This window comes from Streptomyces sp. NPDC043996, from assembly GCF_056435225.1.
The window spans coordinates 39,461-65,000 of sequence record NZ_JBWKEY010000003.1 but is presented as its reverse complement, the minus strand read 5'-3'; the positions used below and the strand labels follow the sequence as shown (position 1 = coordinate 65,000).

Genomic DNA, 25,540 nt, shown 5'->3' with positions numbered 1-25,540 from the left:
GCGCAGCTCGGACCGGGCGATGGCGGCCGTCCAGGACCTCCTGACCGTCCTGGGCAGGAAGGGCATCGTGGTCGGCGACGGCGCCGGCTTCGTCACCAGCCGGGTGCTGCACCGCATGATCAACGACGCGGCGAACGTGGTCGAGGAGGGCCGGGCCACCGTCGAGGACGTGGACGCCCTGATGGAGGGCTGCCTCGGACACCCGACGGGCCCGCTGCGGACGGCAGACCTCATCGGCATTGACAACCTTGTCGACTCCCTCACCGTGCTGCACGAGCGCACCAAGGACGACAGCTACCGCCCCAGCGAGCTGCTCCTGCGCAAGGTCGCCGAGGGCGACCACGGCCGCAAGACCGGCCGCGGCTTCTACGCGTACGAGGCGCACTGATGGCCGGCCAGGTGGAACTGAGCGAGCGCATGCTCGACTACGTGCGCTCGGTGTCGCTGCGCGACGACGAGATCCTGCGCGACCTCATCGACGAGACCTCGCGCGTCCCGGCCCTGAACGCCATGGTGACCATGCCCGAGGAAGGCCAGCTCCTGGCCCTGCTCGTCGGCCTCACCGGGGCCGAACGCATCCTGGAGATCGGCACGTTCACCGGCTACAGCACGCTGTGCATGGCACGTGCCCTTCCGCCCGGCGGCTCCGTCGTCACCTGCGACATCAGCGAGCGCTGGACCAAGGTCGCCCGGCGGTACTGGGCCCGCGCCGAGGTGTCCGACCGGATCGAGCTGCGGATCGGCGACGCCGCCCAGAGCATGGCGGAGCTGCTCGCCGAACGCGGCCCCGAGACCTTCGACCTGGTCTTCGTCGACGCCGACAAGGCGTCGTACGCGCGCTACTACGAGGAGGCGCTGGCCCATCTGCGGCCCGGCGGCCTGGTCGTGCTCGACAACACCCTCTACTTCGGCCGGGTCGCGGACCCGGAGGCCAACGACCCGGACACGGTGGCCATCCGCGAGCTCAACGCCGCGCTCCTCGTCGACAGCAGGGTGGAACTCTCCCTGCTCGCCGTGGCGGACGGCATCACGCTGGCGCGCAAGAACAAGACGCAGTGACGAGCGACGAGAAGCGACGAAGCAGCGAGAAGCAGCGAGAAGGGGACTTTCATGACTGACTCGACCACGGAGCTCTCGGTCGCCGCCATCGAGCAGCGGATCGGCGAATTCCTCGAGGCCAAGACCAAGATGACCTGGGAGCCGGAGGTGGACCTGTTCGCCTCGGGCGCGGTCTCCTCGCTCTTCGCGATGGAGCTGGTGGTGTTCGTGGAGAGCGCCTTCGGGGTCGAGGTGGAGGGCCCCGACCTCGCCATGGACAACTTCCGCACCCTGCGCGGGATGAGCTCCCTGGTGACCCGGCTGCACAGCGGTGGTGACAGTGCTTGACGCCCTGACCGCGCTGGTGACCGAGACGGTCGCCGACGCGGCGAGCGACTGGGACGTCACGGGTGAGATCCCCCTGGACGTGCTGCGGGGCCTCGGCGCCAAGGGCGTGCTGTGCGCCGAGGCGCACCAGCGCTTCGGGGGCCTTGGCCTGTCCGGCGCGGACAACGGGGAGCTCACCGCGCACACCGGCGCCCTGTGCAGCTCGCTGCGCAGCGTGATGACCTCCCAGGGGATGGCCGCCTGGACCATCAAGCGGTTCGGCGACAAGGACCAGCGGGCCGCGTACATCGGCAGACTCACCAGCGGTGACCTGGCCGCCGTGGCGTTCAGCGAGCCCGCCGCGGGCAGCGACCTCGCCGCGATGGCCACCCAGATCCGGCGCGAGGGCGACGAGATCGTCGTGACCGGCACCAAGACGTGGATCACGGTCGCCGGATACGCCGACTGGATCGTCGTGTTCGGCCGCTACGAAGGCGGCGGCGCCGTCGCCGTCGTGCCCGCGTCGGCCCCCGGCGTCCGCGTGACCCGCGTCGCCGCCCCGCTCGGCTGCCGCGCCGCGGGACACGCCACCGTCGAGCTCGACGACGTACGCCTGCCCGCGGAGCACCTCCTCGCGGTCGCCGGACAGCCCGTCGTCATGCTGACCACCATCGCGCTGACCTACGGGCGGCTCTCGGTGGCCTGGGGCTGCGTCGGCATCCTGCGCGCCTGCCTGGCCGCGGTCGCCGGACACGCCCGCGACCGCGAGCAGTTCGGCAAGCCCCTGCTGGAGCACCAGCTCGTCGCCCGGCACCTGGCCGAGCTGTACGCCGCGGAGCGCACGGCGACGTTCGCCTGCGAGCGGGCGAGCCTCAGCTGGGACGGCGGCACCCCGGAGCAGGTGCCCGCGTCGATCCTCGCCAAGCACGTCGCCGCCGGGAACGCGGCCCGGGGCGCGGCGTCGGCGGTGCAGGTGCTCGCCTCCGCGGGCGCCGCGGGCGGGCACGTGGTGGAGCGGGCGTACCGCGACGCGAAGTTGATGGAAGTCATCGAGGGCAGCAACGAGATCTGCCAGCTGATGCTCGCCGACCACGCCGCCTCGGTGGCGGGCTGAACGGCGCACGAAACGGAGCGGACATGTCCGAAGCATCCGAAGCACTTGAGGCATCTGAGGTACGTGAGGCGCCCGAAGCACCTGAGGCGCCCGCAGCGCCCGCGGCATCCGAGGCGCCCGCAGCATCCGAGGCGCCCGCAGCATCCGAGGCGTCCGAAGTGTCCGAGGCACCCGAGGCGCCCCCCATCGTGAAGTGCCTCGTCTGGGACCTCGACAACACCCTGTGGCAGGGCACCCTCGTCGAGGACGGCCACGTCGAGGTCGACGACGCCCTCCGCAAGGTCGTCACGGAGCTCGACGCGCGCGGCGTGCTCCAGGCCGTGTCGAGCCGCAACGACCACGACGAGGCGTGGGCCCGGCTCGAGGAGCTCGGCCTCGCCGAGTACTTCGTCCTGCCGCACATCGGCTGGGGCCCGAAGTCGGATTCGGTGCGCGCCATCGCCGAACAGCTCAACTTCTCCCTGAAGACGATCGCGTTCATCGACGACCTGCCGACCGAGCGCGCCGAGGTCTCCTACCACCTGCCGGACGTCAGGTGCTACCCGGCCGAACAGGCGGGCGCCCTGCTCGGCCTGCCCGAGTTCAGCCCGGCCGTGGTCACCGTCGACGCCCGCAGGCGCCGCCAGATGTACCAGGCCGGGTTCGAGCGGAACCAGGAGCGGGAGAACTACCAGGGCGCCGACGAGGAGTTCCTGCGCTCCCTCGACCTCGAGATGCGCATCGGCAGGGCCAGGCACGAGGAGATCACCCGGGTCGAGGAACTGACCCTGCGCACCAGCCAGATGAACGCCACCGGCGTGCACTACTCGGACGCCGCGCTGCGCTCGCTGCTCACCGACGAGGACCACGACGTGCTCGTCGTGTCGATGGCCGACCGCTTCGGACCGCACGGGGCGGTCGGGGTCATGCTCATCGAGAAGACGCCGTCGGCCTGGCGCATCAAGCTGCTCGCCACGTCGTGCCGGGTGGTGTCGTTCGGCGCGGGCGCGGTGCTGCTGCGCTGGCTCACCGACGCCGCCGCGCGGGCCGGGACGCATCTCGTCGCCGACTTCAGGCGCACCGAACGCAACCGGATGATGGAGGTCGCCTACCGGTTCGCGGGCTTCACCGCGGTCGAGTGCTCCTGCCTCGCCGCGTTCACGCCGCCCGAGGGAACCGTCTGCCTCCACCTGGACCCGGTCCGCCAGGACCCGCCGACGACGATGCGCGTCGTCGCGCCCGCCCTGCACACCGACGGGCCCGAAACGGAATGGCGATAAGCGGGCGACGCCCGCACGTTCGACGCTGATCACGCACGATCTACGGGGGATCCCTTGCAGTTCCTGGTTCTTGGACCTTTGCAACTGATAGACGACGAGAAGCCGGTCGCCCTCGGCGGCGACCGGCGGCGGGCGACGCTCGGACTGCTCCTGCTCAACGCCAACCGGGAGGTCGCCACCAGCAAGCTCCTCGAAGGCCTGTGGGGCACCGAGGAGGCCCCGGCGACGGCACGGAAGATCCTGCAGAACGCCATCCGCGCGCTGCGCGTGATGTTCGCCGAGCACACCCACGGCGACAGCCCCCCGCCCGCCCTGCTGACCTGCGCGCACGGCTACAAGCTCCAGGTCAGCCCGGAGCAGGTCGACATGTTCCGGTTCTACCGGCTCGCGCAGGCCGGGCGCGCGGAGCTCGCCCAGGGCCGTCCCGCGGCAGCGGCGGCCACCCTGCGCGAGGTGCTCGACCTGTGGCGCGGACAGCCGCTGGCCGACCTGGTGGAGGCCGGGCACTCCTGGTCGGAGCTCACGGCGCTCCAGCACGCCCGGCTCGACGCGATGGAGGACTACTACGAGGCCGAGCTGGCCAACGGCCGCCACCACGCCGTCCTCGGCGAACTGGAGGCCATGGTCGAGGCCGAACCGCTGCGCGAACGCGCCTGCCACCAGCTGATGCTCGCCCTGTACCGCAGCGGCAGGCAGGCCGACGCCCTCGCCGCCTACCGGCGGGTGCGGCTGCGCCTCGCCGACCACCTCGGCCTGGAACCCGGCCGCGAACTGCGGCTGCTGCACCACGCGATCCTCGTGCACGACCCGGCCATCGCGGCCCCCGAGGCCCCCGCGCGGCCCGTCCTGATCGCCGGGCTCGGGCAGCGCTCCGGACCCCGCGAGCGCCCGGTGCCCCGTCCGGTGCAACTCGTCCCCGCCGACCGCGGCGGGGCCAGCGCCGTCCTGATCCGCGCCGACTTCGGGGTCGGCAGCCGCGTCGTCGACGTCGGCGGGGCCCTGGAGCGCACCGCGCTGACCGTGCGCGAGGAGGTGGAGCGGTACGGCGGGGTGGTCGCCGGGTCGACGGGCTCCGCCACGCTGGCCCTGTTCGGGCCCGCGTCCCCGCAGGAGGACGGCACCGGCAGGGCCGCCGCCCGCGCGGTCCGCGCGGCGACCGCGCTGCGGCGGCGGATCTGCTTCGACGTACCCGACGGCGAACGGCCCGCGCTGCGGGTCGCGGTGGCGACGGGCGAGTTCCCCGTACGGCCCGGCGCGGTGGTCCCGGAGCCGCTGCCCGTCAACGGCGCGCTGATCGTCGACTGCGAGTCCCTGCTGCAGTTCGCCGAGGACACCGAGATCGTGGTGTGCGGGCGCACCAGGAGGCTGACCGGGCCCGCCATCGCGTACGGCAGGCAGGGCGGGCAGCGGCCGCGGTGGACGGTCACCGAGCGCCGCGACGCCCCCGCGCCCCTGGACGTACTGGACCGCGAACCCGAACTCGGCGTGCTCAACAGCCTGCTGGAGCGGGTGCGGCGGCGCGCGCGGCCGCATCTGGTGACGGTCATCGGCGCCCCCGGGATCGGGAAGTCGCCGCTCCTCGAGGTGTTCGAGCGCCGGGTGACGGACGTGGCGACCGTGCGCCTGGCCCCTGGTGGGCCGGTGCCGCCGCGCCTCGCGGAACGCGCCGGGCACCGCCCGCTCGTGGTGTTCGCCGACGATCTGCACCTGGCCGACGACGACGTCCTCGCGTTCGTGGAGGACCTCCTGGACGCGCCGGAGCCGATGCCGGTGCTCGTGGTCGCCGCGGCCCGCCCCGAGCTGTTCCGCAGGCGCCCGGGGTGGGACTCCGGCCAGCGGCACGCCAGCAGGCTGACGCTGGAGCCGGTGATGTACGAGCCGGTGACGCACGAGCCGGTCCTGGAGCCCGCGGCCATGGAGGCGCCGGTCGTGGGCGCGCTGGCGGGGCTGTGCCATGCCGCCTGCTGAGACCGGAGCCGCCCGTTGGTCCGGGGAGCCAGTTTCCGTGCCGCCTCTGGCGTTCGTGGACCCGGCCCCGCACCGCCCCCGCACGTTTGACTGGCCCAGTTGAGGCTCGGCCGGAGGAGTGACGAGACGATGGAGAACGAGGGCAGGCTGCGGAATTACCTCAAGCAGGCCGTCGGGGAACTGCAGGACACGCGCGAGCGCCTGCAGGAGATGGAGCGGGCGGCCAGCGAGCCGATCGCGATCGTCGGCATGGCCTGCCGCTTCCCGGGAGGCGTCGTCTCGCCCGACGGGTTATGGCGCCTGGTGGCCGAGGGACAGGACGCCGTCGGCGCGTTCCCGGACGACCGCGGCTGGGACGTCGAGGGCCGTTACGACCCCAACCCCGGGGTGCCCGGCAGCCACTACGCGCGCGGCGGTGGGTTCCTGCACGACGCCGCCGAGTTCGACGCCGAGTTCTTCGGGATCTCCCCGCGCGAGGCCCTCGCCATGGACCCGCAGCAGCGGCTGCTCCTTGAGACCTCCTGGGAGGCCCTGGAGCGGACCGGCGTGGACCCCCAGGCCTTGCGGGGCAGCGACACCGGGGTGTTCGTCGGTCTGATGGGCCACGGCGGCCAGCGCTACGGGCTCGGCGCGGAGGAGTCCGGGCAGGGCGGCGACGGATTCGGCGGCACCGGCAGCGCGGCCAGCGTCGCCTCCGGCCGGATCGCGTATCTGCTCGGCCTGGAGGGGCCCGCCCTGACCGTCGACACCGCCTGCTCGTCGTCCCTGGTGACGATGCACCTGGCGACCCGGGCCCTGCGCGGCGGCGAGTGCTCGCTCGCCCTTGCGGGCGGCGCCGCGGTCATGGCGACCCTGGACACCTTCGTGGACTTCTCCCGCCAGCGCGGCCTCGCCGAGGACGGCCGGTGCAAGGCGTTCTCGGCGGCGGCCGACGGCACCGGCTGGTCCGAGGGCGCGGGCATGGTCGTCCTGGAGCGCCTCGGTGACGCCCAGCGGCTCGGACACCCCGTGCTCGCGGTGATCCGCGGCAGCGCCGTCAACTCCGACGGCGCCTCCAACGGCCTCACCGCGCCCAACGGCCCCTCCCAGCGGCGGGTCATCCGCCAGGCCCTCGCCGACGCGGGCCTCACCCCCGCCGACGTGGACGCCGTGGACGCGCACGGCACCGGCACCCGCCTCGGCGACCCCATCGAGGCGCAGGCGCTCCTCGCGACCTACGGCCAGGAACGGCCCGACGGGCAGCCTTTGTGGCTGGGCTCCCTGAAGTCCAACATCGGGCACACCCAGGCCGCCGCCGGGGTCGGCGGCGTCGTCAAGATGGTGCAGGCCATCCGGCACGGCATCCTGCCCAAGACGCTGCACGTGGACGAGCCGACGCCCGCGGTGGACTGGGACGCGGGCGCGGTGGAGCTCCTGACCGAGGCGCGCCCCTGGCCCGAGGCCGGCCGGCCGCGGCGGGCCGCGGTGTCCGCGTTCGGCATCAGCGGCACCAACGCCCACCTGATCATCGAGGAGGCCCCCGAGGCGCCCGAGCCGGAGGCCCCCGAGGAGGCGCAGCGGCCCGCGCACCCGGCGCCGCACCTGCCCCTGCTCCTGTCCGCCGCCACCCCGGCGGCGCTCGCGGCCAGGGCCCGGCAGCTGCACGACCACCTGAAGGACCACCCGGACGCGCCCGTGGCCGCGGCGCTCGCCACCAGCGCGCCGCTGCTGCCGCACCGCGCCGCGGTGACCGGCGACGCACCGCTGGCCGGGCTCCTGGCGCTCGCCGAGGGGCGGCCCGCACCGGACGTCGTGGCCGGAGCCGCGCGCTCCCGGGGCAAGACGGTCTTCGTCTTCCCCGGCCAGGGCTCGCAGTGGCCGGGCATGGCCCTCGACCTGTACCGCGAGGCGGACGTCTTCCGCGCGCAGCTCGACGCCTGCGCCGCCGCCCTCGCCCCGCACACCGACTGGGACCTCCTCGACGCCCTCGCCGGGCCGCTCGACCGGGTCGACGTCGTCCAGCCCGCCCTGTGGGCCGTGATGATCTCCCTGGCCGCGCTGTGGCGCCACCACGGCGTCGCCCCGGACGCGGTCCTCGGCCACTCCCAGGGCGAGATCGCCGCCGCCCACGTCGCGGGCGCGCTCAGCTTGGAGGACTCCGCGGCCGTGGTCGCCCTGCGCAGCAAGGCCATCACCCGGCTCGCGGGCACCGGCGGCATGGCGTCCGTCCAGCTCCCGCGCGAGGAGGCCGAGCGGCGCATCGCGCGGTACGACGGCGCGGTGGAGGTCGCCGCCGTCAACGGGCCCGGCAGCACGGTCGTCTCGGGCACGCCCGGCGACCTGGCCGACCTCGTCGCGGCCTGCGAGAGCGACGGGGTCCGCGCCCGGCTCGTCCCCGTCGACTACGCCTCCCACTCGGCGCACGTCGAGGCCCTGCGGGACGAGATCCTGAGCGCCCTGTCCGGCATCCGGCCGCGGCCCGCCCAGGTCCCGTTCCACTCCACCGTCACCAACGAGGTCCTCGCGGGCCCGGAGCTCGACGCCGAGTACTGGTTCCGCAACCTGCGCCGCACCGTCGGCTTCGCCGCGGGCACGCGCGCGCTCCTCGACCAGGGACACACCGTGTTCGTCGAGGTCAGCGCGCACCCCGTGCTCACGAACGCCGTCGCGGAGTCGGCGGAGGAGGCGGCGGTCGAGGCCGCCGTCCTGGAGTCGCTGCGCCGCGACGACGGCGGGCCCGCCCGCTTCGGCGCCGCCCTCGCCAAGGCGTACACGCACGGCGTCACCGTCGACTGGCGCGTCCCGGTCACCCGGGCCGCGCTGCCGACGTACCCCTTCCAGCGGCAGCGCTACTGGCTGAAGGAGCCCACGGCGGTCGGCGACACCGGCGCCCTCGGCCTGCGCAGGGCGGAGCATCCGCTGCTCGGCGCGGCCCTGCGCACGGCGGACGCGGACACGCTTCTCCTCACCGGGCGGCTCTCGCGCACCGTGACGCCCTGGCTCGCCGACCACGCGCTCGGCGAGACCGTGCTGCTTCCCGGCACCGCGCTCGTCGAACTCGCCCTGCACGCGGGCGACCAGGTCGGCCTCGGCCACCTCGCCGAACTGACCCTGCACGCCCCGGTCGTCCTCGACGGCGACCTGGACCTCCAGCTCCTGATCGGCCCCGAGGCCGACGCCGGGCGGCCGCTCGGCGTGCACACCAGCCCCGCCGGACAGGACGACTGGACCCGGCACGCGACGGGCACCCTGACCGCCGAGACCCCGGCGGTGCCCGGCGAGCTCGCCGCGTGGCCGCCGCCCGGCGCCACCGCCCTGCCCGTCGACGGGTTCTACGCGACCCTGGCCGACCTCGGCTACCGCTACGGCCCGGCCTTCCGCGGAGTGCGCGCCGCGTGGCGGGACGGCGACGTGCTGTACGCGTCGGTCGCGCTGCCCGAGGACCACGACGTCAGCGGCTTCGGGCTGCACCCCGCGCTGTGGGACGCCGCGCTGCACACGGCCGCCCTCGCCCAGGCGGACGGCGTCCGTATCCCGTTCAGCTGGAGCGACGTCCGGCTGCACGCCACCGGCGCCCGCGCGCTGCGGGTGCGCCTGGCACCGGCGGGACCGGGCGGCGCGGACGGCACCGGCTCCGTGGCCGTGCTCGTCACCGACGAGGCCGGGCAGGCCGTGGCCTCCGTCGGGGAGCTGGCGCTCAGGCCCGTCGACCAGGGGACCCTCGGGCGCGAACGGGCCGACACCTCCGCGCTGTTCGGCCTGGACCTGGTGCCCGTCGAGCTGCCTCAGCCGCCCGCCGAGCAGAGCTGGACCACCCTGCCCGCCGACTTCGCAGACCACCCGGCCGCCCTGGCGTCCGCCACGGCAGCCCTGTGGGAGTGCCCAGTCGGCGAACTGGAGGACGTCGTCGAGAAGGCACTCGGCGTGGTGCGGGACTGGCTCGCCGAGCCCGCGTTCGCCGACGTCCCGCTCACCGTCCTCACCCGCGCCGACGAGCTCACGCACCGCGCGGTGACCGGACTCCTGCGCACCGCGCGCGCCGAACACCCCGGCCGCCTCAGGCACATCGACCTCGACGACCACCCGCACTCGCGGCGCGCGCTGCCCGCCGCGATGGCCGCCGACCACCCCGAGCTGACCGTCCGCGGCGGCCTCGGCGCGGTGCCGCGGCTCACCCGCGCCGCCGCGTCCCCCGCCCTCACGGCGCCCGCGGACGGGCCGTGGCGCCTCGACCTCACCTACCGCGGCGACCTGGACGGCCTTTCGCTCGCCCCCTGCCCCGACGTGCTGCGCCCGCTGGACGCGGGCGAGGTGCGGATCGCTGTACGGGCGGGCGGCCTGAACTTCAAGGCCGTGCTCCTCGAACTCGGCATGGTCGAGCGCGACGGCTGGTCGTCGCTCGGCGAGGGCGCGGGCATCGTCCTGGACGTCGGCGCCGACGTCACCGGGCTCGCCCCCGGCGACCGGGTCATGGGCCTGTTCACCGGCGGCCTCGCCTCGGTCACCGTCACCGACCGCAGGCTCGTCGTCCCGATGCCGAAGCGGCTCACGTTCGCGCAGGCGGCGGGCGTACCCGTGGTGTATCTGACGGCGTACTACGGCCTCCACGACCTGGCCGGGCTCAAGGAGGGCGAGTCGCTGCTGCTGCACGCGGCGACCGGCGGCATGGGCTTCGCGTCCCTGCAGCTCGCCCGGCACTGGGGCGCCGAGGTCTTCGGCACCGCCAGCTCCGGCAAGCGGGACGTGCTGCGCGCCTGGGGCTTCGACGACGACCACCTCGCGGACTCCCGCAGCCTCGGCTACGCCGAGCACTTCGCGAAGGCCACCGGCGGCCGCGGCGTGGACGTGGTCCTCAACTCGCTGGCCCACGAGCACGTCGAGGAGTCCCTGGCGCTGCTGCCGCGCGGCGGCCGGTTCGTGGAGATGGGCAAGACCGACATCCGCGACCCCGAGGAGATCGCCCGCAGCCATCCCGGCGTGCGCTACCAGGCGTTCGACGTGATGGAGGCCGGGCTCGACCGCATCGCCGAGATGCTCGCGGAGATCCGCGCCCTGTTCGACGCGGGCGCGCTGCGGCCGATGCCGCTCACCACGTTCCCCGTCCACCGCGCGCCCGAGGCGTTCCGGTACCTCAGCCAGGCCCGCCACATCGGCAAGATCGCCCTCACCCTGCCCGCGCCCCTCGACCCCGAGGGAACGGTGCTCGTCACCGGCGGCACGGGCGTGCTCGGCGGCATCGTCGCCCGCCGCCTGGTCGCCGAACACGGCGTGCGCAGGCTGCTGTTGACGAGCCGCAGCGGTCCGGCCGCCGCGGGCGCGGCCGAGCTGGAGAAGGAGCTGCGGGCGGCGGGCGCCGAGGTGTCCGTGGTGGCGTGCGACGTCACCGACCGGGACGCCCTGGCGGACCTGGTGGCCTCCGCGCACCGCCTGACCGGCGTGGTGCACGCGGCCGGGGTGCTCTCCGACGGCGTCCTCGAGGCCCTGACGCGCGCGGACCTCGACGCCGTGCTCCAGGCCAAGGCGCGCTCGGCCTGGCACCTGCACGAGCTGACCGAAGACCACGACCTGGCGCTGTTCGTGCTGTTCTCGTCCGTCGCCGGAGTCCTCGGCAGCGCGGGCCAGGGCGGGTACGCCGCCGCCAACGCCTACCTCGACGGCCTCGCCGAGCACCGGCGCGGCCTCGGGCTGCCCGCCACGTCCATCGCGTGGGGCCTGTGGGCGCGCGAGAGCGCCATGACCGGCCACCTCAGCGACAGCGACCGCGGCCGCCTGGACCGCATGGGCCTCGGCGCGATCGGCGACGAGCAGGGCGCCGCCCTGTTCGACGCGGCGCTCGGCCTGCACCGCCCGCTTGCGGTGGCGGTGCCCGTCGACATGGCGCGCCTGCGCGAGAGCGGACGCCCGGTGCCGGACCTGCTGTCGGCCCTTGACACCGCGCCCTCGGCACGGCGGCGGATCGTGACGCCCACGGCCACCGCGTCCCTCGCGGACCGCCTCGTGGAGCTGCCCGAACGGCAGCGGCGCAAGGAACTCCTGGAGCTGGTGCGGGAGTCGGCGGCCGTCGTCCTCGGGCACGGCTCGGCCGCGGCCGTGGCTGAGGACAGCGCCTTCAAGGAGCTCGGCTTCGACTCGCTGACGGCGGTGGAGCTGCGCAACCGCCTCGGCGGCGGCACCGGCCTGAAGCTGCCGCCGACGGTGGTGTTCGACCACCCGACCCCGGCCGAACTCGCCCGGGTCCTGGACGAACTGCTCGTGCCCACTGAGGAGACGACCGTGCGGTCCGTCGTCACGGAACTCGACCGCCTCGCCGTGGCCGAGCTCGACGACACCGAGCGGGGACTGCTCGCCCAACGGCTCCAGGAGGTCTTGAAGAGGCTGTCCGCACCCGTCGACGCGGGCGCCGAGCGGGACTTCACCGCCGCGTCCGACGACGAGATCTTCGACTTCATCGACGGCGAACTCGACATCGCGTGATCACGCCTGTGCGAACGGAAGGGGGCTGCTCGGGATGCCCAACGAGCAGAAGCTTCGAGAGTATCTGAGGCGGGTCACGACGGACCTGCAGCGGGCCCGGCGCGCGTTGCACGACGCCGAGGCCGCCGCGCGCGAGCCGATCGCGATCGTCGGCATGGCCGCCCGCTTCCCGGGCGGCTCCGGCAGCCCCGAAGAGCTGTGGGAACTGCTGCGCGACGGCCGGGACGCCCTGGTGGACTTCCCGGCCGACCGGGGCTGGGACCTGGACCGCCTCGCGGACCCCGACCCGGCCGCGCCCGGCACCACGTACGTCACGCGGGGCGGCTTCGTCGACGACGCCGCCGGGTTCGACGCCGAGTTCTTCGGGATCTCCCCGCGCGAGGCCCTGGCCATGGACCCGCAGCAGCGGCTCCTGCTCGAAACCTCCTGGGAGGCCTTGGAGAACGCCCGCATCGACCCGCAGTCGCTGCGGGGCAGTTCGGGCGGCGTGTTCGTCGGCGTGATCCCGCAGGAGTACATGCCGCGCCCGGGGGAGAACCCCGAGGTGGAGGGCTTCGTGCTCACCGGCGGCACCACGAGCGTCGCCTCGGGCCGGATCGCTTACGTCCTCGGCCTGGTGGGCCCCGCGGTGACCCTGGACACGGCGTGCTCGTCGTCGCTGGTGTCGATCCACCTCGCGGAGCAGGCGCTGCGCGGCGGGGAGTGCGACATCGCGCTCGCGGGCGGCGCCACCGTCATGTCGGGGCCCAGCGTGTTCGTGGAGTTCTCCCGGCAGCGCGGCCTCGCCCCCGACGGCCACTGCAAGGCGTTCGCCGCGGCCGCCGACGGCACCGGCTTCTCCGAGGGCGCCGGAGTGCTCGTCCTCGCCCGGCTCTCCGTGGCGCGCGAGCGCGGCCTTCCCGTCCACGCCGTGATCCGCGGCAGCGCCGTCAACCAGGACGGCGCCTCCAACGGCCTGACCGCCCCGAACGGCCCCTCCCAGCAGCGCGTCATCCGCCAGGCCCTCGCGGGCGCGGGCCTGTCGCCCGCCGAGGTCGACGTGGTGGAGGGCCACGGCACGGGCACGCGCCTGGGCGACCCCATCGAGGCGCAGGCGCTGATCGCGACGTACGGGCAGGCGCGTACGGCGGGATCGGACGACCACCCGCTGCTGCTCGGCTCGTTGAAGTCGAACATCGGGCACACGCAGGCCGCGGCCGGGGTCGCCGGTGTCATCAAGCTGGTCATGGCGATGCGGCACGGGCAGGTCCCGAAGACGCTGTACGTGGACGAGCCGACGCCCGCCGTCGACTGGTCGGCCGGGACCGTGGAGCTGGTGACCGAGACCCGGCCGTGGCCCGAGACCGGCCGCCCGCGCCGGGCCGCGGTGTCCTCGTTCGGGATCAGCGGCACCAACGCCCACGTCGTCCTCGAACAGGCCCCGGAGGCAGAGGAAGCGACGGAGGAGACGGAGGAGACCCCCGAACAGGCCCTGCCCGTCGTGCCGGTGGCGGTGTCGGCCAGGTCTCCGGAGGCGCTGCGGGCGCAGGCACAGCGGCTGCTTTCCGTGGTGGAGGGCGGTGCGTCCCCGCTGGACGTCGGCCTGTCGGCGGCGTCCCGGTCGACGTTCGAGCACCGCGCGGTCGTGGTGGCCTCCGGCAGCGACGACCTCGCGGCGGGCCTGCGGGCCCTCGCGCGGGGCGAGTCCGCTCCGGGCGTGACGACGGGCGTCGCCGACGAGGGCGGCACGGCGTTCCTGTTCACCGGCCAGGGCGCGCAACGGGCGGGCATGGGGCGTGAGCTGTACGAGGCGTTCCCGGCCTTCGCCACCGCGTTCGACGAGATCTGCGCCCACTTCGACGGCCTCCTGCCGGGGTCGTTGAAGGACGTGGTGTTCGGTGGCGCGGGGCTGGACGAGACGGGGTGGACGCAGCCCGCGCTGTTCGCGTACGAGGTGGCGTTGTTCCGTCTGGTGGAGTCCTGGGGCGTGGTGCCGGACTTCGTGACCGGGCACTCCATCGGCGAGCTGGCCGCCGCGCACGTGGCGGGGGTGTGGACGCTCGCCGACGCGTGCCGGGTCGTCGCCGCACGAGGTCGGCTGATGCAGGCGCTGCCCGCCGGTGGGGCGATGATCGCTGTCCAGGCCACCGAGGCCGACGTGCGGGAGCTGCTCCAGGGGCAGGAGGAACGGGCCGGTGTCGCGGCCGTCAACGGGCCGGCCTCGGTCGTGCTGTCCGGGGCGGAAGAAGCGGTCACCGCTGTCGCGGAAACCCTGCGCGAGCGCGGCGCCAAGACCAACCGGCTCACGGTCAGCCACGCCTTCCACTCCCCGCTGATGGACCCGGTGTTGGAGGAGTTCGCGGCGGTCGTGGAGGCCGTCACCTTCCACGAGCCGGTGATTCCCCTGGCCGCGAGCGCCGAGGAGGTGTGCTCGGCCCGGTACTGGGTCGACCACATCCGTGAGGCCGTGCGGTTCGCGGACCACGTGACCCGGCTGCGGGAGCAAGGCGCCACCCGGTTCCTGGAGATCGGCCCCGAAGGCGTCCTGACGTCCATGGGACCGCAGATCGTCGAGGCGTCGTTCGTGGCGTCACAGCGCCGCGGCCAGCCCCAAGTGCGCACGGCCGTCGCGGCGTTGGCGCAGGTGTACGCCGCCGGGCACGCGGTGGAGTGGGCGCGGGTCTTCGCCGGGACCGGCGCGGCTCTGGTCGACCTGCCCACGTACGCCTTCCAGCACCAGCGGTACTGGCTGACGCCCGCCGCGTCCGGTGACGTCGTCTCGGCGGGTCAGGTGGCCGCGAGCCACCCGCTGCTCGACGCGGTGGTCCGCGTCGCCGGTGGTGACGAGGTCGTGTTCACCGGACGCCTCTCGGCACAGACGCACGCCTGGCTCACCGAGCACGAACTGGGCGGTCGGGCGCTGGTGCCGGGCACCGCCCTGCTCGACATGGCGATCCGCGCCGGGGACGAGACCGGGTGCGCGGGCGTGGCCGAGATGGTGGTCACCGCGCCGCTGGTCATCCCCCCGACGGGCGGAGTGCGCGTCCAGCTGGTGGTGGGCGCGCCCAAGGACACCGGGCACCGGTCGTTCGAGATCCACTCCTGCCGGGAGACCGACGACGACTGGACCTGCCACGCCACCGGACTGCTCGCCGCGTCGGCCCCCGAGCCGGACTTCGAGCTGAGCCAGTGGCCGCCGGCGGACGCCGAGCCCATGGAGACCGCCGGGTTCTACGAGCGGCTCGCCGAGAACGGCTACGTCTACGGCCCGCTGTTCCGCGGCCTGCGCACGCTGTGGCGCCGCGACAGCGCCCAGGGCGCCGAGTTCTTCGCCGACGTCGCGCTGCCCGACGGCGCGGACACCGCCCGGTTCGGCATCCACCCCGCCCTGTTCGACGCGGCCATCCACCCGCGCGTCGTCGCCGCGATCGCCGACGCGGGCGAGGACTTCACCCTGCTCCTGCCGTTCGTGTGGAACGGCATCAGCCTCTACGCCACCGGCGCGTCCGCGCTGCGGGTACGCGTCGTCATCACCGGCGAGACCGCGAGCGCGACCTCCTGCCTGGTGCAGCTCGCCGACGAGACGGGCCGCCCGGTCGCCGAGGTGCGGTCCGTGGAGGCCCGCCCCCTGGCGGCCGGCACGGCGCCCGCCCGCGACGAGACGGCGGGCTCGCTGTACGGAGTCGACTGGACCGGCGTCGAGGTGGCCCCCGCCGGGCAGTCAGGGCGCTGGGCCCTGCTCGGCGAGCCCGCCCCGGCCGTCGCCGGGACGCTCGCGGCCGACCCCTGCCAGAGCCTCGCGGACGCGGCGGGCGCCGACGTGGTCGTCCACGTCCCCACCGGCGGCCCGGGCGGCGAGGCCGTCGCCCCGGTGCACACCGCGACCGCCGAGACCCTCGCACTCGTACAACAGTGGCTGACCGACGACCGGTTCCTCGCGGGCCGCCTGCTCGTCCTGACCCGGGGCGCGATGACCACCGCCACCGACGCCGCCGCACCGGACCTGGTGGGCGCCGCGGTGTGGGGCCTGCTGCGCTCCGCGCAGGCCGAGCACCCCGACCGGATCGTCCTCGCGGACGTCGACGACGACCCGGCCTCGCTCACGGCCCTGCCCGCGGTCCTCGCGGCGGGCCACGACCAGGTCGTCGTGCGCGGCGGCACGGTGAGCGTGCCGCGCCTGACCGCGAGCCCCGCCACCGACGCCCCCGCACCGGAGCTCGATCCGGACGGCACGGTCCTGGTGACGGGCGGCACGGGTGCGCTGGGCGGCTTGTTCGCACGGCACTTGGTGGTGGAGTACGGGGTGCGGCAGCTGGTGCTGACGAGTCGGCGCGGGCCCGCGGCCCCCGGGGCGGCGGAGCTGGTGGACGAGCTCTCCGCGCTGGGCGCGCAGGTGCGCGTCGAGGCGTGTGACGCGGCGGACCGCGCCGCGCTTGCGGCGGTCCTTGAGTCGGTGGCGGGGGAGCATCCGCTGACGGGTGTCGTCCACACCGCTGGTGTGATTGACGACGGCATCGTCACCGCCTTGACGGCGGAGCGGGTGTCGGCCGTGCTGCGGCCCAAGGTCGACGCGGCCTGGAACCTGCACGAACTCACCCGGGAACGGCCGCTCGCGCTGTTCGTTCTCTTCTCCTCCCTCGCGGGCACCCTGGGCAACGCCGGACAGGCCAACTACGCGGCCGCCAACCAGTTCCTCGACGCCCTCGCCCAGCACCGCCGCGCCCACGGCCTGCCCGCCCTCGCCCTCGGCTGGGGCCTGTGGTCCGCCGAGGGCGGCATGCAGGGCGCGCTCACCGCCGACGGCACCGAGCAGCTGCGGAACACCGGGCTGCGGGCCCTCGCCCCGGAAGCCGGGCTCGCCCTCTTCGACCGGGCCCTCGCCGCGAACCGCCCGGTGGCCCTGCCCGCGCGCCTCGACCTCCGCGCGCTGCGCGGCACCGCGGCCCCGGTGCCGCCGATGCTGCGCGGCCTCGCGGGACGCCCCGGGCGCCGCGTCGTCCAGCGGGGCACGGGCGACCCGAAGTCCCTCGCGGGCACGCTCGCCGCGCTGCCCGAGCACGAGCGGCACGAGCGGATCACCGATCTGGTGCGGGCCGAGGTCGCCACGGTGCTCCAGTTCGGCGCGGGCGAACGCGTCAGCGAGACCCTGCCGTTCCGGGAGCTCGGCTTCGACTCGCTGACCGCCGTCGAACTCCGCAACCGGCTCACCGCGGCCACCGGCCTGCGGCTCTCGCCCGGCGTGGTGTTCGACTACCCGACGGTGTCCGCGCTCGCCGGACAGCTCCTCGCCGAGCTGAGCGGCGACCTGGCGGCCCCGGCCGCCGCCGTCGCCGCGGCGGTGCCCGGCTCCGGCACCGCCAACGAACCCATCGCGATCGTGGGCATGGCCTGCCGCTTCCCCGGCGGCGCCAGCACCCCCGAGGAGCTGTGGCGGCTCGTCGCCGACGAGGTCGACGCGATCACCGACATGCCCACCGACCGGGGCTGGGACCTCGACCGGCTCTGGCACCCCGACCCCGACCACCCCGGCACGTCCTCCACCCGGACCGGCGGATTCCTCGACGACGCCGCGGGCTTCGACGCGGGCTTCTTCGGCATCTCGCCCCGCGAGGCCCTCGCCATGGACCCCCAGCAGCGGCTCCTCCTGGAGACCTCCTGGGAGGCCCTGGAGAGCGGCGGCATCGACCCGCTGTCGCTGCGGGGCAGCGACACGGGCGTCTACACCGGCCTGACCGCGCAGGAGTACGGGTCGGGCGCCGGGGCGGCCGAGGAAGGCACCGAGGGCTACCTCCTGACCGGCTCCACCACGTCCTTCGGCTCCGGCCGCGTCGCCTACTCCCTCGGCCTCGAAGGCCCGACGATGTCCATCGACACGGCGTGCTCCTCGGTGCTCGTGGCCGTGCACCTCGCCGCGAACGCGCTGCGCTCAGGGGAGTGCGGCCTCGCCCTCGCGGGCGGCGCCACCGTGATGGCCCAGCCCATCGGCTTCATCGAGTTCTCGCGCCAGCGCACCCTGTCGCCCGACGGCAGGTCCAAGGCGTTCGCCGAGTCCGCCGACGGCACCGGCTGGTCGGAGGGCGTGGGCCTGTTCGTCCTGGAGCGCCTCTCCGAGGCCCGGCGCAACGGGCACCAGGTGCTCGCCGTCATCCGGGGCAGCGCCGTCAACTCCGACGGCGCCTCCAACGGCCTGACCGCCCCCAACGGCCCCTCCCAGCAGCGCGTCATCCGGCAGGCCCTGGCCAACGCCGGTGTCGCGCCCGCCGAAGTGGACCTGGTGGAGGCGCACGGCACCGGCACCCGGCTCGGCGACCCCATCGAGGCGCAGGCCCTCATGGCGACGTACGGCAGGGACCGGCCGGAAGACCACCCCGTGTGGCTGGGGTCGGTGAAGTCGAACATCGGGCACGCCCAGCACGCCGCGGGCGCGGGCGGCCTCATCAAGGCCGTCATGGCCATGCGGCACGGCCTGCTGCCGAGGACCCTGCACGTGGACGAGCCGACGTCCGAGGTCGACTGGTCCTCGGGCGCGGTGCGGCTCCTCACCGAGGCCCGCCCCTGGCCGGAGCTCGACCGGCCGCGCCGGAGCGCGGTGTCCGCGTTCGCGCTCAGCGGCACCAACGCCCACGTCATCCTGGAACAGGCCCCCGAGGACCCGGCCCGCGACCCGGCACACGACCCGGCGCGGCCCGCGACACCGCTGCCGGTGGCGCCGTGGGTCCTGACGGCCAAGTCGCCCGCCGCGCTGCGCGCACAGGCCGCCCGCCTCCTGGACCACCTGGGCACCGACGCCGCGCCGGACGCGCTCGACATCGGGTTCTCGCTGACCGCCCGCGCGGTGTTCGACCACCGCGCGGTGCTCGTCACCGACGGCGGCCCCCAGGCACGCGCCGGGCTGCGGGCCATCGCCCAGGGCGACGCGCCCGCCGCCGGGGACGGCAGGACCGCGTACCTGTTCACGGGACAGTCCGCCGAAGGACCGGTCCGCGAGCTGTACGAGACGCTGCCGGTGTACGCCACGGCGTACGACGAGACCCTCGCCGTACTCGGTGAGCAAGGCGAACCAGGGGCGGACGCCCTGCTGTTCGCCGCCGAGGTGGCCCTGTTCCGCCTGGTCGAGTCCTGGGGCGTCACCTTCGGCGGCCTCGCCGGGACCGGCGTCGGCGAGCTCGCCGCCGCGTACGTCGCCGGGGCCATCCCGGCGGCCGACGCCGCCCGCCTCCTCGCGACCGGGGAACCGTCCCCGGTGACGTACGGCGAACCGACGGTCCCCGTCCTCTCGCTGCGCACCGGCGAGACGCTCGACCCCGAAGGGCCGCTCGGCCGCGCGGGCACCGAAGGGGCCGAGGCCGTCGAGCGGTGGCTCGGTGAGCGGCGCGTGACCCGGTTCGTGGAGTCGGGCCCCGAGCAGGTGCTCGCGGGCGCGGCGCTCCTGCTCCCCAAGGACGGGTCCGGTCTCCACGGCGTGCTCGACGCCGTGGGCGAGCTGTTCGTGGCCGGGGCCGCCGTCGACTGGGCGGCCGTGTTCACCGGAACCGGAGCCCGCCGCACCACCCTGCCCACCTACCCCTTCCAGCGCGAGCGGTACTGGCCCGCCGCGACCGCCGACGCCAAGGGCGCCGCGGCGGCACCCGGCGGACACGCCCTGCTCGGCACGGCCGTCGCGGTCGCGGGCCGGGACGAGCTGGTGTTCACCGGTGACCTGTCGCTCACCGCGCACCCCTGGCTCGCCGACCACGCCGTCGCCGGAGTGCCGGTCCTGCCCGGCTCCGCCCTGGTGGACCTGGCGATCCGGGCGGGCGACCTGAGCGGCTGCCCCGTCCTCGCGGAACTCACCGTCACCGAACCGCTCGTCCTGCCCGCACAGGGCGCCCTGCGCACCCAGGTCGTGACCGGCGCCCCGGGCGAGGCGGGACGGCGGACCGTGGGCGTCTACACCGCGCCCGCCGCCCCGGACGGCACGCCCGTGGAGTGGACCTGCCACGCCACCGGCGTGCTCGCCCCCGCGGGGGAGCAGCCCGGCACCGAGCCCGTCGCGTGGCCGCCGACCGGCGCCAGGACCGTGGCCTGGGGATACGAGGACCTCGCCGACGCCGGTTACCAGTACGGGCCCGTGTTCCAGGGCCTGGAGTCGGTGCGGCGCCGGGGTGACGAGGTGTTCGCCGAGGTCCGGCTGCCCGAGCGCGCGGGCCCCGGCGCCGAACGGTTCGGCATCCACCCGGCCCTCCTGGAGGCCGCGCTGCACCCCCTCCTGACCGGCGGACCCGAAGCCGGGCCCGACGGCACCGCCGTACTGCCGCTCGCCTGGGAGGGCGTCACCCTGCACGCCACCGAGGCGACCGCCCTGCGGGTGCGCCTGGCCCCCGCCGGGCCCGACGCCTTCCGCGTGGAGGCCGCCGACGAGTCCGGCCTGCCCGTCCTGGTGGCCGACTCGGTGCGGCTGCTCCCCGCGCGCCTGACGCACAGGGACGACGCGGCACCCGAAACACCCGGCACGGGCGGCCTGTTCACCCTGCGGTGGACACCCGTCGAACCCGCCGATCCGGCCGACCCGGACGGCGGCGAGCCGGACAGCCTGCTCGCGCTGCTCAGCGACGACAGCGGCTCCGGTGGCAGCGCCTCCGGCGACAGCGGCGGCCTTGCCGCCGTGGCGCCGCTGCGCTTCGGCGACGTCGAGGAGGCGGCGGAGTCCTTCACGCCGTGGGACGTCCTCCTGTACGAGGCGTCGGCGCCCGACGCCGACGGCGACCAGGTCGCGGCGGCGCACCGGGCCGTGGAGCGCGCCCTCGACGTGGCCAGGGCCTGGCTGGCCCACGACGACCTGCCCGACCAGCGCCTGGTCGTGGTGACCAGGGGAGCGATGGCCGTCGACGCCGAGGACGACGTCCCCGACCCGGCGGGCGCCGCGGTGTGGGGCCTGCTGCGCTCCGCCCAGTCCGAGCACCCCGACCGGATCGTCCTGGCCGACCTCGACGACGACGCGGCGTCGGCCGGCCTGCTGCCCCTGATCGCCCAGACCGGCGAACCCCAACTGGCCCTGCGCGCCGGGCGCGTGCTCGTGCCACGGCTCGCGCCGTCCACCGGGCGGGCCGGGCAGCCGCCCGTGCCGCAGGCCGACGGCACCGTCCTCGTCACCGGCGCCGACAGCGAGCTCGGCGCGCTCTTCGCCCGGCACCTGGTCACCGCGTACCAAGCGGAGCACCTGCTGCTCGTCCACCCGCACACGGCGCCCACACCGGCCGCGCTGCGGGACGAGCTGACCGAGCTCGGCACGTCCGTCACGGTCGCGCCCTGCGACCTGGCCGACCGGGAAGCCGTGCGCGCGCTGCTCGCCGACGTCCCCGCCGCGCATCCGCTGACCGGGGTCGTGCACACCGAGAACGTCCTGGACGACGGGGTGTTCACGGCGCTGACCCCCGAGCGCGTCGCCGCCGTGCTTCGGCCCAAGGTGGACGGCGCCCGGCATCTGCACGAGCTGACCGAGGCCGCGCCGCCCGCGCTGTTCGTCCTGTTCTCCTCGGTCGTCGGCGTGCTCGGCAGCCCCGGGCAGGCCAACTTCGCCGCTGCCAACGCGTACTTGGACGCGCTGGCCACGCACCGCGCCGCCGCGGGGCTGCCCGCGGTGTCGCTCGCCTGGGGCCGGATGGTCGAAGGCGGGCAGCCGGGCTTGCGGGTGATCGCCGGGGACGAGGCGTGCGCGCTGTTCGACGCGGCCCTCGCCACCGGGCAGCCCGTCGTCGCGCCCGCGCCGCTCGACCTGGCCGCCCTGCGCCGCGACGCCGCGAGCGTGCCCGCCGTGCTGCGCGGCCTCGTCCCGCGCGGCGAGCGCCGCAGGGCGAGCGCCGACCTGCCAGGACACCGGTTCGCGGACCTGACCCGCGCCGAGGCCGAGGCCGAACTGCGCGACCTGGTGCGCGCCGAGGCGGCCGGAGTGCTCGGCCACGCGGCGCCGGAGAACCTCCAGTGGGAGGTGTCCTTCCGGGACTCCGGCTTCGACTCGCTGTCCGCCGTGCAGTTCCGCAACCGGCTGAGCGAGCGCACCGGCCTCGCCCTGCCGACCACGCTGGTCTTCGACTACGCCTCGCCCGGCGTCCTCGTGGACCACCTGCTCGAACGGCTCGACCTCACCGACGGCGTCAGCCGCCGCTCCGCCCTCGCCGAACTCGACAAGCTGGAAGCCGTCCTGATGGCCGTCCCCGTCGACGACTCCGAAGGCCAGGACTCGGCGCACCCCGAGGTCGCCGCCCGTCTGACCGCCATCCTCTCCCGCTGGAACAAGGCCTGGACCGACGCGCGGCCCGACGCGGTCCCCGGCACCGGCGCGAGCGACATGGCCGCCGCGATCGAGACCGCCAGCGAGAACGAGGTCTTCGACTTCATCGACCGAGAACTCGGCCGCGCTTCCGCCACCCGTACCGCTGACCACCAGGAGACACGGTGAACGCACCCACCCGATACGCCGAAGCACTGCTGACCGGCATGCTCGGCACCTTCGGCCTCGACATCGAGTACGTACGGGCGGAGAGGAACTCCCTGTACTACCGGGACGACAGCGGGGCCGAGGTGCCGGTGCTCGACCTGGTGGGCGGCTGGGGCTCGCTGATGCTCGGGCACCACCACCCCGAGGTCGTGGCGCACGCCAAGGAACTCCTCGACAGCGGCTTCCCGGTGCACTCGCAGCACTCCGCGCACCCCCTCGCCGACCAGGTCGGCGCGGTCCTCAACGGGATCATCGGCCGGGAGTTCCCCGGCGCCGAGCCCTACTCGGTCCTGTTCGCCAACAGCGGCGCGGAGGCCGTCGAGGCGGCGGTCAAGCACTGCGAGTTCGACCGCGTCCTGCGGATGAAGAGCCTCTTCGAGCAGATCGAGTGGAACGTCGACGTCGCGGTGAAGGCGGTCGCCGAGGGCGCGGCGCTGCTGCCGGACGACACCTCCGCGCTGCCGGGCGACGTGCCGGTGCCGGGCGACGCCGAGGAGTTCGGGGCGCTGCTCGGCGCGGTCGCCGCGCACAACCTGGGGCTCGCGGGCACCACGCCGGTGTTCTTCGCCCTGGAGCGGGCCTTCCACGGCAAGCTCCTCGGCAGCACCCAGTTCACGTACAACCCGCTGTTCCGGACCGCGTTCGCCGCGCTCGGCCTCGCCGTGCACTTCGTGCCGCCGAACGACGCGGCCGCGTTCGAGGCCGCCGTCGCCGAGCGGCGGGTCACCGCGATCGACGTCGAGGTCGTCGACGGCCGCGTCACGCTCGTCGAGCGGGACTTCCCGGCGATCGCCGGACTGATCGTCGAGCCGATCCAGGGCGAGGGCGGCATCCACGAGCTGACCGCCGAGTTCGCCGCCCGCGTCCGGGAGATCTGCGACGAGGTCCTGTGCCCCGTCGTCGTCGACGAGATCCAGAGCGGCATGGGCCGCACCGGGGCGTTCTTCGCCAGCTCCCACATGGGCCTGCTCGGCGACTACTACGTACTCGGCAAGTCCCTCGGCGGCGGCATCGGCAAGACCTCCGCCCTGCTGGTCCGGCAGTCGCGCTACCGCGCCGAGTTCGAGCTGGTGCACAGCTCGACCTTCGCCAAGGACGGCTTCTCCACCGCCCTCGCCCTGCGCACCCTTGAACTCCTCGAAGCCGAGGACGGCGCCGCCTACGCCCGCGCCCTGGAGCGCGGCGAGCGCATCCTCGGCATGCTGCGCGACCTGGCCGCCGACTACCCCGACGTCATCCTCGACGTGCGCGGCCGGGGGCTGCTCATCGGCCTGGAGTTCACCGACCAGAGCCAGGCCTCCTCGCCGGTCATCCGGGCGAAGGCGCGTGCGGGCCTGCTCGTCTTCCAGCTGGGCAGCTATCTGCAGCTGGCCCACCACATCCGCACCGGGCCGACGGCCAGCGTGCCCAACATGCTGCGCATCGAACCGTCGATCTACATCAGCGACGAGGAGATCGAGCAGCTGCGCACCGGCCTCGTCCAGGTCTGCCGCATCCTGCGCCACCAGGACGCGCTGCCGCTGGTCCACCCGCTGACCGGCGCCGAGCGGGCGCCGCGCGCCGAGACCGAGGACTTCCGGGTACCGGGGGACGAGACGGCCGCGACGGACTCGGCGGACGCGGCGGACGCGGCGGCTTCATCGGACGGGGCGGACGGGGCGGACGCGCAGGCCGTGCGCAAGGCCGGGTTCGTCGGCTATCCGCTGACCCCGGACGCGCTGCGGGAGATCGACCCCTCGCTCGCCGCCCTGGACGACACCGCCCTGCTCGCCTACGTCCGGCGGTCCGAACTGCTCAAGGACCTCCCGGCGTTCGCGCCCGTCCGGTTCTCCTCACCCGAGGGCGCGGCGGTGGACCTCACCGTCTACCCGCTCCTGGTGAGCCAGGAGCAGCTGCGCGAGGCCCAGGTCGCCGGGCCAGGACTCTCCTCCTTCCTGCTCGGCATCGACCTGGACCGGCGGGTGCGCGAGGCGAAGGCGGACGGCTGCGGGACCGTCGGCCTCGGCTTCGGCCTCGGCGCGGCGGGCGGGCCCGGCGCCGGGCTCCGGGTTCCCGGGGTCGCGCTGAGCGCGGGCCGGACGCTTGCGGTCGGCGCGACCCTGTCCGTTGTCGAGAGCGCCGCCGTCGAACGCTTCGGCGCCGAACGCTTCGGCGTCGGGGGACCCGACGGGCTGACGCTCGCGGTGATCGGCGCCGGCGGCCGCGTCGGCGCTGCCTTCGCCGCGCTGTGCGCCCCCTTCGTCAGCAAGGTCATCCTGGTGGGCAGCGGCCGCCCGGGTTCGGCCGAGCGGCTCGCCGCCACCGAGCACCGCGTCTACCAGGAGGCCTGGGCGCGGATCGCGGCGGGCGCCGTACTGACCGGCATCGACGAGGGGTTGGCGGCCGAGCCGCTCATCGTCGGCTGGCTCGCCGATGGACGCTCCGGCGACGAGCCGAGCGGCGAGGCGATCGCCGCCCATCTCGCCGAGGCCCACGGCACCAGCCCCTACGTCGTGGCGACCGACGACCTGCTGGCGGTGCGCGGCGCCCAGGTGGTGATCTCCGCGCATTCGAGCACGGTTCCCGTGCTCGATGAGAAGCATCTCGCCGAAGACGCGATCATCGCGGATCTTTCCTTCTTCACCACCGGTACGGAATCGGCCATTGTCGCCGGTCGCGATGATTTGCTTTACATAAGGGCTGGCGTTCTTTCGGTGCCGGAAGATAGCATTCTGCCGCGTGGCTTCAATGGCTCATTGAACACCGGTGAATTGCTGGCAGGGGTGGCGGAGACAGTTGTTCTCGCGCTGTCCGGAGCTGGCGGAGAGATCGTCGGTGACGTCATCACTCTCGAGCGGGTAAGCGCGATCGTCGACCTCGCCAAGCAGCACGGGTTCGAGGCGATTTCCATCTGACGGCTACCGGAAAGCCAGCCTGCCTGACCAT

General features: G+C 74.7%; 9 protein-coding genes (1 of these 9 only partly in view). All 9 read left to right on the top strand.

Annotated features, from left to right (window positions below):
• Window positions 1-388, top strand: the final stretch of a protein-coding gene (locus tag AC07A4_RS07750) for a 3-hydroxyacyl-CoA dehydrogenase family protein (RefSeq protein WP_478594483.1). It extends 473 nt beyond the left edge of the window; the window shows 388 of its 861 coding nt (coding positions 474-861); the start codon falls outside the window, past its left edge; it ends in the stop codon at window positions 386-388.
• Window positions 388-1,059, top strand: coding sequence for an O-methyltransferase (locus AC07A4_RS07745; RefSeq protein WP_478594480.1), 672 nt, complete (start codon window positions 388-390; stop codon window positions 1,057-1,059). Before AC07A4_RS07750 ends, AC07A4_RS07745 begins: the two co-directional genes overlap by 1 nt.
• 51 nt (window positions 1,060-1,110) lie before the next feature.
• Entirely contained in the window at window positions 1,111-1,386 is a 276-nt protein-coding gene (locus AC07A4_RS07740; RefSeq protein WP_478594477.1) for an acyl carrier protein, read from the top strand.
• Entirely contained in the window at window positions 1,370-2,479 is a 1,110-nt protein-coding gene (locus AC07A4_RS07735) for an acyl-CoA dehydrogenase family protein (RefSeq protein WP_478594474.1), read from the top strand. The genes AC07A4_RS07740 and AC07A4_RS07735 overlap by 17 nt, the downstream gene beginning before the upstream one ends.
• A gap of 158 nt (window positions 2,480-2,637) precedes the next feature.
• Entirely contained in the window at window positions 2,638-3,738 is a 1,101-nt protein-coding gene (locus tag AC07A4_RS07730; protein ID WP_478594472.1) for an HAD-IIIC family phosphatase, read from the top strand.
• Window positions 3,739-3,816: 78 nt separating this feature from the next.
• A complete protein-coding gene (locus AC07A4_RS07725) occupies window positions 3,817-5,706 on the top strand; it encodes an AfsR/SARP family transcriptional regulator (protein ID WP_478594469.1) in 1,890 nt (629 codons plus the stop codon).
• 129 nt (window positions 5,707-5,835) lie between these two features.
• Window positions 5,836-12,159 carry an SDR family NAD(P)-dependent oxidoreductase gene (locus tag AC07A4_RS07720; protein ID WP_478594467.1) on the top strand — a complete coding sequence of 2,108 codons (6,324 nt, stop codon included), beginning with the start codon at window positions 5,836-5,838 and terminating at the stop codon, window positions 12,157-12,159.
• A gap of 34 nt (window positions 12,160-12,193) precedes the next feature.
• Window positions 12,194-22,576 carry a type I polyketide synthase gene (locus tag AC07A4_RS07715; RefSeq protein WP_478594465.1) on the top strand — a complete coding sequence of 3,461 codons (10,383 nt, stop codon included), beginning with the start codon at window positions 12,194-12,196 and terminating at the stop codon, window positions 22,574-22,576.
• Window positions 22,573-25,509 carry an aminotransferase class III-fold pyridoxal phosphate-dependent enzyme gene (locus tag AC07A4_RS07710; RefSeq protein WP_478594463.1) on the top strand — a complete coding sequence of 979 codons (2,937 nt, stop codon included), beginning with the start codon at window positions 22,573-22,575 and terminating at the stop codon, window positions 25,507-25,509. The genes AC07A4_RS07715 and AC07A4_RS07710 overlap by 4 nt, the downstream gene beginning before the upstream one ends.
• Window positions 25,510-25,540 lie beyond the last annotated feature (31 nt).